Below are 12,118 nucleotides of genomic sequence, written 5' to 3' on the forward strand. Positions count from 1 at the left end.
TATTTCCTATTTTTATCGACACGTAAAGGTTTCATGTCGATAAAATCGAAAAATTTCGACATGTACTAGCCATATGTCGATAGAATCGACATGTACTAGCCATATGTCGATAGAATCGACATGTACTAGCCATATGTCGATAGAATCGACATATGGAAACCCATTCACGGCGCTGCGCTTATCGCATAACTAGGCAACATTAAGCCTGATTAAACTACGCTGCTACTTTCTCGGCTGCCTTCTCCGTTAAACATAAAAAACAGCGCGCCAGTCAGTAATATCAATCCACCAGATACCATTAAAAGAGATTGAATACTAATATAGTCAGCAATTGGGCCAAACAGCACCATTCCTAATGGCAGAGAGCAAGACAAAGCGATCTGAACTAAACTAAATACCCTGCCCATCATCTCAGGTTCGACTCTTTCCTGAAAAACCGCTGTTATCGGTGCGTTAAAACAAGGTGTTACCACACCTAAAAAGACATTGAGTACTAAATAAAGTGGGAACCAATAGGCATTACCAAGAGCGATCATAAATATGCCAAAAAACGCGCAAGCTATCGCCGTTATACGCATTTTATTTTTATACTCACCCCAGAAAGAAATCAGCAATCCACCTAAAACCGCGCCAGCACTAAATGTCATTTCATTAATGGCTAAACGCCACGGCTCTTCCCCAAATGTTCTATTAACTAATAAAGGTGTCAAAAATGCAGCCGGACTAATCAAAAAGCAGACACAAATCAGAAAAATCAAAAGATTTCTGATTAATTTATTCTCTTGCAGATAACGGAAACCCGCTAAGATTGCCTGAAATTTATTATCCGGCATGGAATCAGAAGCAATTTTAGGAATAGGGATAAACGCAACAATGCTGATGCCGATAATAGCAGTCGTTACGTCTACTAAAAAAATATTTTCCATTGAAGTTTGAGAATATAAAAAGCCACTGATAGCAGGAGATGCCAACATCATCAGTGAAGTCAAAGAAGTATTAATACCATTGACCCGCAGCAATTTATCTTTCGGCACGAGTTGCGGAATAATAGCATTAACAGCCGGCATCTGGATGCCCGTCCCGAACGAGCGGACAATCAGTGCGACAAATAACAACTCAATGCTCTTAAATCCGAACATAAAAGAGATTGCCAAACCAAGAGTGACTAATGCAATTAACGCATCAGAGGCAATACTGAGCAGCTTACGGTTGTAAGTATCCGCCCAAACCCCCGCAAATAAAGAGATCAATACCTGAGGAAGAAATGCGCAGAGTACCGAAATAGCCAGCATTTCTCCCGATGAAGTACTCAGGGTGATATACCAGACGATAGAGAACTGGACAATGGAAGAACCTAGCAAAGAAATTGTTTGAGCTGATAAAAATAAAGCCGTTTTGCGTTTCCAACCTGGAAGTAATGCACTCATTTTAACTACGCCCCTTAAAACCTAAGAGGCGCAGAGTCTGAAAATAATTATTCAAACACAAACTCCTCTAGTTCTTTTATTGTTGGTGCACCAGCAGCACCAGAACGGTTGACGACAATAGCAGCAACACGATTACCAAGTTCAACAGCATCTCTCAACGACATTCCCTGAGATAATCCCGCAAGCATGCCACTACTATGGGCATCACCAGCGCCGATGGTATCCATCACTTTCACTTTATAAGCAGCAACATATTCTGGCTCACGATAAGGCAGACATATCCACGTACCCTGTGAACCTAACCGGCAGATAATAGTGATGTTTCTTTCGCTGGAATAACGGCTAGCTTGGGCGACAGGATCACCTTCTCCGCACAATATAGCAACTTCATCACGGTTCAATGTCAGCATGGTCCGGTCAGCAGGTAATGCATTAAGAAAAGCGGAATCTATTTCTGGTAAACGTGGGCCAAAATCCAGTAATAACGTTTGCCCGTATGGTGACGCCAGTAACCAATTACACAAAATCGCCGTCGATTTACTCGCCATAACATAACCACTGGAGTAGATATACCCCCTTTCCGGCAAAACAATAGAAGAGAGCATTGCCGTACTCCAGTCAACTTCACAACCACTTACGGAGACAAAACTTCTTTCACCGTCCGGTTCAACCATTGCCAAACACCAACCATTATCAAGAGATGAATGGGTCAATGTGACCTCAAGCCCAAGGTCTTGCATCTCTTTGGTGATCTGCTCCCCCCAGTATCCATTACCAACCGGTATACCATTAATCACAGGGATTTGTAGGCGAACCAAAGCCCGAGCAACATTAAAACCAGAACCACCAATCTGCCGATCAATTTCTTTAGCTTCCTGATCTGCTCCACTCCGGGGAAGCCTCGGCAAACTAAGAATAATATCTCCCGCCGCCGCACCAATTACAGTAATCGGTAGTAAACCCGCCATCAGGCTCTCCCCTTACCGGCCTAAATATCAGCCATAGTCATATCAAATTGGAAAAGAAACAGATAAATCGCTTAGGAATGAAAACTTGCAGCAATTATTGCCGAATTTACATACATAAGAAATACTTATACTTTAACATTAATCGGGTTCAATAAAAGTTAACCTGTATCAATTATGTGATACCAACGTGATTGATCTCCAATTTATCGGTCATAGAGCGATGACAATCTCTGTATGAAACAATGACACGTAACCATTGTTGTCAAGCTATATGAAAACTCATGGAAAAAATTTATGTATTCATGAAATTAGCCTCATGAAGAAAACCAAAATGAATGAAAAAGCCAACATTTTTATCCGATTACTTCCCAAACATACTTTTATAATAAACAACAGCAAATAAAATAGCCCTACAGGGATACACAGTGAGTCGATTTTATTGTATTTTCAACGGCATGTTATCAGTGTAAGATAAATAAAAATTTAAGTTAAGAAATTAATTAAAATATAAAATTTATTTAGTTATTAGTAACAATTACTTAAAACATATTATCTATTTATGTCCATAAATATACCCAATGGATTTCAAGATGCATCGCGACGGCAAGGGAGTGAATCCCCGGGAGCATAGGTAACTATGAGACCGGGGTGAGTGAGTGCAGCCAACAAAGAGGCAACTTGAAAGATGACGGGTATAGTGCCGCTAGAGGTGGATATACAACAACAAATGGCTCATTACATTGAACCCAACTTATGGATGTTTCACAACTTGCATGCGTGATTTAGCATTATTGAGACAATCGCTGTTGATTTAAGATGAAAATAAACTTTTCATCTTAATCACAGCGGGGAATATGGGAACTCTTGATACTGCATATTTCTGGCTCACTTAACTTATTAATCTCTCAGCATGGGTATAAATCGTCGCTTTTCCGGGTTTACAAAAACCAACCAAGGTTAAATGACATCGGTCAGCGATTTCTACCGCCAATGAAGTTGCTGCTGAAACAGCCAATAAAATCTCAACCCCACAGGTGGCTGATTTTTGTACCATTTCATAACTGGCGCGGCTGGATACCAGAACAGCGCCTTGCTGCCAGCCTATTTTTGCCTTCATGCCTAGCATCTTGTCCAGTGCAACATGCCGACCTACATCCTCACATCCGCCCAATAATTTACCTTCTGGATTAATCCAACTTGCTGCATGAGTGCAACCTGTTAATGCACCGATATCTTGGACGCTAGTCAGTTGGGAGAGAGCATGATCAAGCTGGCTTAATGAAAAGGTTTGAGTGAAAGGCAACGGGGTGATCGGGCGAAAAATATCAGAAAGTTGTTCTGTTCCACAGATACCGCAACCTGTTCGTCCCGCCAGATTACGTCTGCGCTCTTTCAAACCCGCAAAACGGCGGCTAGAAAGTTCTATTTGCAACTCAATTCCACCGCTACAATGAGCGACAATATCAATACCACGAATCTCATGTTGAGATTCAATGATGCCTTCGGAAAGTGAAAACCCAATAGCAAAATATTCGAGATCTTTGGGACTTGCCATCATCACAACATGCGAAATACCGTTATAAACTAAAGCAACAGGAACTTCTTCTGCAATCCAATCAGCTTTTAATATGTCGGGATAGTGTTTTTGTTGCACGTTCGTTCTTTTTGCACCCTCAATCACACCAAATGGTAACAACTTCCCTGATTTTACGTTATACATTAGATGAGTTCCTAATAGTGTTACGGCACAATAATTGTGCGGAAAAAAGAGTCTATACTATTTGTCAGGCAATAAATCTGATCCCGCTACGGAAAGTGGTTTTAATAAGAAAGAACACATTTGAAATTTTTCCCATGATGGAATGGGTATTGTTTAAAACAATGTGAGTGAGGAGATTCCTATGCAAGTCAGCAGAAGGCAGTTCTTTAAGATCTGCGCTGGCGGTATGGCAGGTACGACGGTGGCAGCATTGGGCTTTTCACCAACCGCAGCCCTTGCACAAACACGTAATTATAAATTGTTGCGTGCACGTGAAACCCGAAATACCTGTACATACTGTTCTGTCGGCTGTGGGCTGTTGATGTACAGCCTTGGCGATGGCGCAAAAAATGCGAAAGCAACTATTTTCCATATTGAAGGTGATCCTGATCACCCGGTAAACCGTGGTGCACTCTGTCCTAAAGGGGCTGGCTTGGTGGATTTTATTCATAGCGAAAGCCGCCTGAAATACCCAGAATACCGTGCAGCAGGTTCTGACAAATGGCAACGTATTACTTGGGATGAGGCATTTGATCGCATTGCCAAACTAATGAAAGCAGACCGTGATGCTAATTTCATTAAAACCAATCAAGAGGGTGTAACAGTCAATCGTTGGCTGACGACCGGTATGCTGTGTGCATCTGCTGCCAGTAACGAAACAGGTTATCTATCGCAAAAATTTAGTCGCGCTCTCGGCATACTCGCCGTAGACAACCAAGCACGTGTCTGACACGGACCAACGGTAGCAAGTCTTGCTCCAACATTTGGTCGCGGTGCGATGACCAACCATTGGGTTGATATCAAGAACGCGAATCTGATCGTCGTTATGGGTGGTAACGCTGCCGAAGCGCATCCAGTGGGATTCCGTTGGGCAATGGAAGCGAAAATCCATAATAACGCTAAGTTAATCGTGATTGATCCGCGTTTTACCCGTACAGCATCTGTGGCGGATTTCTATACTCCAATCCGTTCTGGTACTGATATTGCCTTCTTGTCAGGTGTCATTTTATACCTATTGACCAACGATAAGATTAATCATGAATATGTTGAGGCGTATACCAACGCCAGTCTGATCGTGCGTGAAGATTACTCGTTCGATGATGGCCTGTTCAGCGGTTACGATGCAGAAAAACGTCAATACGACAAAACCAGTTGGAACTATGCACTGGATGAAAACGGCTTTGCTCAACGTGATGTCTCACTTAAACATCCACGTTGTGTATGGAATTTATTAAAAGAGCATGTTAGTCGTTACACGCCCGATGTCGTCAGTAATATTTGCGGTACGCCAAAAGAGGATTTCCTGAAAGTCTGTGAATATATTGCAGAAACTTGTGTTAAGGATAAGACCGCTTCTTTCCTGTACGCACTGGGTTGGACTCAACACTCAGTGGGTGCACAAAACATCCGAACTATGGCAATAATCCAGCTACTGTTGGGCAATATGGGGATGGCAGGTGGCGGGGTTAATGCATTGCGTGGTCACTCGAATATTCAGGGATTAACTGATTTGGGGTTATTGTCGCAAAGCTTGCCGGGATATCTGACGCTCCCCTCAGAGAAACAGGCTGATTTGCAAACTTATCTCCAAGCAAATACACCAAAACCAATGCGGCCGGGTCAAGTTAACTATTGGGGTAACTACCCAAAATTCTTTATCAGTCTGATGAAGAGTTTCTACGGAGATAATGCCCGTAAAGATAACGACTGGGGTTTTGACTGGCTGCCGAAGTGGGACAAAGGTTATGATGTTCTGCAATTTTTTGACATGATGTCGAAAGGTGAAGTGAATGGCTATATTTGTCAGGGCTTTAACCCGGTAGCTTCTTTCCCGAATAAAAATAAAGTCGTTGATGCACTGTCGAAACTGAAATTCCTGATCACGATCGATCCGCTTAATACTGAAACTTCAACTTTCTGGCAGAACCACGGTGAATTTAACGAAGTCGATTCATCCAAAATTCAGACAGAAGTTTTCCGCCTACCGTGTTGCTGTTTTGCAGAGGAAAACGGTTCAATTGTTAACTCTGGTCGCTGGTTGCAATGGCACTGGAAAGGGGCCGATGCGCCGGGAGAAGCCATCGGTGATGGCGAGATCCTTTCCGGCATCTTCAAACGTATGCGGGATATGTACCGCGCTGAAGGTGGTTCATCACCAGAGCCGGTACTGAACATGACTTGGGATTATTTCAACCCGCACAACCCCACATCAGAAGAGGTGGCTCAAGAGAGTAATGGCCGGGCGCTGGTTGATCTGATTGATATTGATGGCAACGTCATCGTGAAACAAGGTCAGCAATTAACCTCTTTTGCGCAGCTACGTGATGATGGCACTACCGCCAGTGGTTGTTGGATCTTTGCCGGAAGCTGGACGCCGGAAGGTAACCAGATGGCCCGTCGTGATAACGCTGATCCATCAGGATTGGGTAATACGCTAGGTTGGGCATGGGCATGGCCGTTAAACCGTCGTATTCTGTACAATCGCGCATCTGCTGATCCGCAGGGTAAACCGTGGGACCCAAAACGTCAGTTACTGACGTGGGATGGTATTAAGTGGGGTGGTGTCGATACTGCTGACTACAGCGTGGCTGCGCCGGAAACGGATGTTGGTCCCTTTATCATGCAACCGGAAGGTATGGCACGTCTGTTTGCTATTGATAAGATGGCTGAAGGGCCATTCCCTGAACACTATGAGCCTTTTGAAACACCATTGGGGACCAATCCGTTGCATCCGAATGTGGTATCCAACCCAGCAGCCCGAGTGTTCAAAAGCGACTTTGAAGCAATGGGTAAGGCAGATAAATTCCCTTATGTAGGAACGACTTACCGCTTGACGGAGCATTTCCACTATTGGACAAAACATGCATTGTTGAACTCGATTATCCAACCTGAACAGTTTGTGGAAATCGGTGAAAAACTGGCGGAAAAGAAAGGCATCAAACACGGTGATACCGTCAAAGTTAGCTCTAATCGTGGTTACATCAAAGCGAAAGCGGTTGTCACCAAACGTATTCGTACCCTGAATGTACACGGTCGTGAAGTAGATACTATCGGTATTCCGATTCATTGGGGCTTTGAAGGGGCTGCGAAGAAAGGCTTTATTGCCAATACGTTGACACCATTTGTTGGTGATGCGAACACACAAACGCCTGAGTTCAAAGCGTTCCTGGTTAATATAGAAAAGGTGTAAGGGAGAAATCATGTCATTGCAAACTCAAGACATCATTCGTCGCTCTGCCACAAATTCTTTTACTCCTGCACCACGGGTGCGGGATGACCAAGAGGGCGTTGCAAAACTGATTGATGTAACAACATGTATCGGTTGTAAAGCTTGTCAGGTGGCCTGTTCTGAGTGGAACGATATTCGTGACGAGATCGGTTATAACGTTGGTGTTTATGATAACCCGGCGGATTTAACCGCTAAATCATGGACCGTGATGCGCTTCTCAGAAGTTGAAGAGAACGGCAAACTGGAATGGCTGATTCGTAAAGATGGTTGTATGCACTGTGCTGATCCGGGTTGCTTGAAAGCTTGTCCAGCCGAAGGGGCGATTATCCAGTATGCAAATGGGATTGTTGATTTCCAGTCTGAACACTGTATCGGCTGTGGCTACTGTATCGCGGGTTGTCCGTTCAATGTGCCACGGATCAACAAAGAAGATAACCGGGTATATAAGTGCACTCTGTGTGTTGACCGCGTGAATGTCGGCCAAGAGCCTGCCTGTGTGAAAACCTGTCCGACTGGCGCAATCCATTTTGGCAGTAAAAAAGCCATGAAGGATTTGGCGGCTGAACGGGTGAGTGAGTTGAAAGGCCGTGGTTATGAGAATGCGGGTCTGTACGATCCTGATGGTGTTGGGGGTACCCATGTGATGTATGTACTTCACCATGCTAACAAGCCACAGCTATATCATGGCCTACCGGACAATCCCGCGATCAGCCCGACCATCACCTTCTGGAAAGGTATCTGGAAACCGCTGGCCGCGGTGGGATTTGCTGCCACATTCGCTGCCAGCCTCTTCCATTATGTGGGAATTGGACCAAACCGGGTAACGGAAGAAGACGAGGAAAATGCGCGTCGTGATACCGAGCCTTCACAGAAGTCAGCCAATGGGGAGGAGCCGCGATGAAAGGCAGGAAAGATATTATTATCCGTCACTCACCGGTTGAGCGAGTAAACCACTGGGCGGTGGTGCTCTGTTTTCTATTTACCGCCATTAGTGGATTAGGATTCTTTTTCCCCTCTTTTAACTGGCTGATGAATATCTTCGGTACGCCGCAATTGTCACGGATTTTGCATCCATTTGTCGGTTCAGCGATGTTTATTTTATTTATCTTTATGTTTTTCAGATATTTTAAACATAACTTTATCGACAAAGATGACATTATATGGCTAAAAAACATCCATAAGATTGTAAAAAATGAGGAAGCAGGTGATATTGGTCAATATAACTTAGGTCAAAAAGGGGTTTATTGGTCTATCAGTATTTTCCTGATATTACTCGCTGTCAGTGGTGTTATTATTTGGCGCCCCTATTTTGCTGATCTCTTCTCTATTCCGATAATTCGAATTGCGCTTCTCATTCATTCAATGTCAGCTATTGGTTTAATCTTGACGATTATGATTCACGCTTATGCGGCATTCTGGGTGAAAGGAACTCTTCGAGCAATGGTTGAAGGTTGGGTAACCCGTGGATGGGCGAAGAAACATCACCCACGTTGGTATCGTGAAGTAATGAAACAAGAACAACAAGAAGAGAAACGTTAATGCGTTTCGAATATAATCATCAAAGCAGGATAATCATATCCTGCTTATTGTTGATTAAGTATTATACCCGTCATCTTTCAAGTTGCCTCTTTGTTGGCTGCACTCGCTCACCCCAGGAACATAGTTATCTATGTTCCTGGGGATTCACTCCCTTGCCGTCGCGATGCATCTTGAAATCCATAGGGTATAGGTTTAATATTTTTATTTAATTTATTCTTTTATCATAAATCTTTAAATTAAATTCACTTTCTATTTTAATCTATATATTTCTTTAATATAAAAAAGCATCAAAAAATTTTGATGCTTTATTTTATATATTCACGACTCAAAAACACAATATCATATAATCATCTTTGGGAATAATCTGTAGTTCCTACAATTTATTTTATCCGTAGTTTGATAAATGAATATGGTGAATATGATTGATCTATAACTTTAGTCTCTTGAACGACAAATCCAGCTTGGTTAGCCAGATATTCGAATTCAGTAAAACTACGTTCTTTCCCTGAAAATAACACATCCATTAATATATCGAAAGATCTAGAAAATTCTGGCTCTTTCACCATATTTATCAATAACAGAGATGAATTTTTATCCATTGCTTTGCGGAAATTCTCCAAAATGAGTATTGAGTCACTATCGGACCAATTATGGAGAATATTTTTTAAAATATACAAATCATAACCCGATGGAACTGACTTTAGAAAATCTCCATTGATAAAATCTATATTGTCAGAAACGGGAAGTTCATTATATCTATCCAACACAGCGTAATATTTTCCTTTTACCTTTTCACTGATTCTTGCTAAAAGTTCCCCTTCTCCCCCTCCAACATCTAATATTCTATTGTGCTGATTAAAATCATAAATACCAAGTAACTTCCCAACGATTAAATTTGAGACTCTTGTCATTAAAGCATCAAAATTTGATTTGAGAAATTTGTTACCATCCAGATATTCAAAGAATGGCTTGCCATGTGCCATTTCAAATGCCGATTTGCCATCATCTTCAAATAGGGATTTTCCATACATTAACCAAGCGTTACTGTAATATGAGCAAATTTCAAGCTTTATCATGAATGACTCAAAACTTTCAGGATCGGCAAAAACATGACACTCATCAGAAAGCCTGAATTTATTATCGTTACTAACCAATACTCCCATTTCAACTAAGAAATCACATAATCGACTAAACCGAGCATAATTAACACCAGATTTACGGGAAAGCTCGCTTATATCGACATAAACTCCATCTTTAAAGTGAGTAGATAATCCGGTATCAACAAAAGCATGAATTGCAGCTGATCTTCTATTTGATGCAATCAGTTCAGTTAGCATTAAGCCATCCTTTATATCTGTATACCCGTCATCTTTCAAATTGCCTCTTTGTTGGCTGCACTCACTCACCCCGGTCACATAGTTATCTATGCTCCCGGGGATTCGTTCCTTTGCCGTCGCGATGCATCTTGAAATCCATAGGGTATATATTATGAAAAAATTAAGTATTTTATCCAAAATCCAAGAAATAGCATGATGATAAATTGGATATCGCAACAACCTATTTAAAACAAAATGTAATTATTAACTTTGTTACCTTTTCATGTAAAGATACAATTCACTTTGCTTTCGTATTGTTAAAAGCAAGCTACCAGATTATATTAAATTGGATAAAAAGAAATGACAAAGATCACAATTAGCTCTTCTCAGAATTCTTGATAATTAAATATAAAAAAATCACGCAGTATATATATTACTATTTACATTCATTTATAGAAGAAATAAATAATTATAAAACCTGAAAAATTATAAGGTATTTTTTAAACGTATTATTTCAGCAACAGGAGAAAAACGTCAATGAGTTCCTCTTCAAAGATCATCAATGAAAGGTAGTCATATCCTACCCATTGTTAATTAACTGCCTATCCCAATAGGGCTATTGGGATAGGCACTAAGTTTAATTCAATAAGATAAGATAAAAATATGGCATCAGATATTTTGATGCCATACTTGTTATACCTGCTTTCAGAGACACAATATCCATATAACTATTTCTTGTGGAGTTCCATAATTATACCCGTCATCTTTCAAGTTGCCTCTTTGTTGGCTGCACTCGCTCACCCCGGTCACATAGTTACCTATGCTCCCGGGGATTCACTCCCTTGCCGTCGCGATACATCTTGAAATCCATTGGGTATATCTGTAATTTATTTTACACCTAGCTCTATAATTGAATATTTTTCATTTATATCTTTGATATCTTTAACGACAAACCCTGCTTGGTGAGCCAAATCCTCTAATTCATTCAAATAACGCTCTTTTCCTAATAATAGTACATCCATTAATATATCCGTAGAGTCAATTATTTCTAATTTTAATTTTCTCACCATACCTATTAACAAAACAGTTGCATTATCATCCACAGCTTTTCGGCAATTCTCTAAAATCAGTATTGCGTTATTATCAGACCAATTATGGATAATATTCTTTAAAATATATAAATCATAACCAGATGGAACTGATTTAAAAAAATCTCCGTTTATAAATTCAATATCTTCTAAAACAGGAATTTCATTATATCTGTCCAATACAGCGTAATGTTTTCCTTTTATTTTTTCATTTATTCTTACTAAAAGCTTTCCTTCTCCTCCTCCAACATCTAATATTCTGCTATGTTGACTAAAATCATAAACATCAAGTATTTTCTCTATTATTTTGTCCGAGTTTTTTGACATAAAAGAATCAAAATTTGATCTGAACAATTCATGATTATCCAAATATTCAAAGAATGGTTTTCCATGCGCTATTTCAAATGCCGTTTTGTTATTATTCTCATATAAGGATTTTGAATACATTGACCAAGCGTTCCAGTATTCTGGGCTAACTTCGCACCTTATCATCAATGATTCCATACTTTCAGGATCGGCAAGTGCACTGCATTCCTCAGAAAGTGCAACTCCCTCATTGCGGCTAACCAATACCCCTATTTTGATTAAATATTCACATAACCGGCTAAAGCGAGAATGATCAAGACCATATTGACAGGAAAGTTCGCTGATATTTACGCAGGCCCCATCTTTAAAGTGAACAGATAAACCCATATCAACAAAAGCATAAATTGCGGTTGATTTTCTACATGATGTAATAAGATCGATTAGCATAGCGTTATCCTTTATATCCGTTATCTTTCAAGTTGCCTC

The 12,118-nt window shown here is 40.9% G+C and carries 8 protein-coding genes; 3 read left to right on the forward strand and 5 right to left on the reverse strand.

What is annotated here, in order from left to right:
* Positions 1-209 precede the first annotated feature (209 nt).
* The 3 genes from LGZ98_RS08595 to fdhD form a co-directional block, all read right to left on the reverse strand.
* Positions 210-1,427 carry an MFS transporter gene (locus LGZ98_RS08595; RefSeq protein ID WP_262977975.1) on the reverse strand — a complete coding sequence of 406 codons (1,218 nt, stop codon included), beginning with the start codon at positions 1,425-1,427 and terminating at the stop codon, positions 210-212.
* Positions 1,428-1,474: 47 nt separating this feature from the next.
* Positions 1,475-2,395: a carbohydrate kinase family protein gene (locus tag LGZ98_RS08600; RefSeq protein WP_262977976.1), complete on the reverse strand. Its 921-nt coding sequence runs from the start codon at positions 2,393-2,395 to the stop codon at positions 1,475-1,477.
* A gap of 889 nt (positions 2,396-3,284) precedes the next feature.
* Positions 3,285-4,115, reverse strand: a complete 831-nt coding sequence (fdhD, locus tag LGZ98_RS08605) for a formate dehydrogenase accessory sulfurtransferase FdhD (protein WP_113041830.1) — start codon at positions 4,113-4,115, stop codon at positions 3,285-3,287.
* Positions 4,116-4,296: 181 nt separating this feature from the next.
* Between fdhD and fdnG the strand changes: the two genes are divergently transcribed.
* The 3 genes from fdnG to fdoI are packed head-to-tail and all read left to right on the forward strand — an operon-like array spanning position 4,297 to position 8,922.
* Complete coding sequence (gene fdnG, locus LGZ98_RS08610) at positions 4,297-7,344, forward strand: formate dehydrogenase-N subunit alpha (protein WP_146748074.1); 3,048 nt, start codon at positions 4,297-4,299, stop codon at positions 7,342-7,344.
* A gap of 10 nt (positions 7,345-7,354) precedes the next feature.
* A complete protein-coding gene (fdxH, locus tag LGZ98_RS08615) occupies positions 7,355-8,284 on the forward strand; it encodes a formate dehydrogenase subunit beta (RefSeq protein WP_262977977.1) in 930 nt (309 codons plus the stop codon).
* Positions 8,281-8,922 (forward strand): formate dehydrogenase cytochrome b556 subunit, encoded by a 642-nt coding sequence (fdoI, locus tag LGZ98_RS08620; RefSeq protein ID WP_113041834.1) that lies wholly within the window; start codon positions 8,281-8,283, stop codon positions 8,920-8,922. The genes fdxH and fdoI overlap by 4 nt, the downstream gene beginning before the upstream one ends.
* Positions 8,923-9,302: 380 nt before the next feature.
* Here the strand turns inward: fdoI and LGZ98_RS08625 are convergent, their stop codons facing one another.
* Positions 9,303-10,337, reverse strand: coding sequence for a methyltransferase (locus LGZ98_RS08625; protein WP_315901991.1), 1,035 nt, complete (start codon positions 10,335-10,337; stop codon positions 9,303-9,305).
* Between the two features lie 788 nt (positions 10,338-11,125).
* Entirely contained in the window at positions 11,126-12,079 is a 954-nt protein-coding gene (locus LGZ98_RS08630) for a methyltransferase (RefSeq protein WP_113041837.1), read from the reverse strand.
* Positions 12,080-12,118 lie beyond the last annotated feature (39 nt).

It is taken from the genome of Photorhabdus kayaii (assembly GCF_025384895.1).
GTDB lineage: Bacteria > Pseudomonadota > Gammaproteobacteria > Enterobacterales > Enterobacteriaceae > Photorhabdus > Photorhabdus kayaii.

What these genes read in the sequence shown, in the direction of transcription:
- LGZ98_RS08595 (WP_262977975.1), bottom strand. Translation starts at nt 1,427, where the DNA reads ATGAGTGCATTACTTCCAGGTTGGAAACGCAAAACGGCTTTATTTTTA.
- LGZ98_RS08630 (WP_113041837.1), bottom strand. Translation starts at nt 12,079, where the DNA reads ATGCTAATCGATCTTATTACATCATGTAGAAAATCAACCGCAATTTAT.
- fdxH (WP_262977977.1), top strand. Translation starts at nt 7,355, where the DNA reads ATGTCATTGCAAACTCAAGACATCATTCGTCGCTCTGCCACAAATTCT.
- fdhD (WP_113041830.1), bottom strand. Translation starts at nt 4,115, where the DNA reads ATGTATAACGTAAAATCAGGGAAGTTGTTACCATTTGGTGTGATTGAG.
- LGZ98_RS08600 (WP_262977976.1), bottom strand. Translation starts at nt 2,395, where the DNA reads ATGGCGGGTTTACTACCGATTACTGTAATTGGTGCGGCGGCGGGAGAT.
- fdoI (WP_113041834.1), top strand. Translation starts at nt 8,281, where the DNA reads ATGAAAGGCAGGAAAGATATTATTATCCGTCACTCACCGGTTGAGCGA.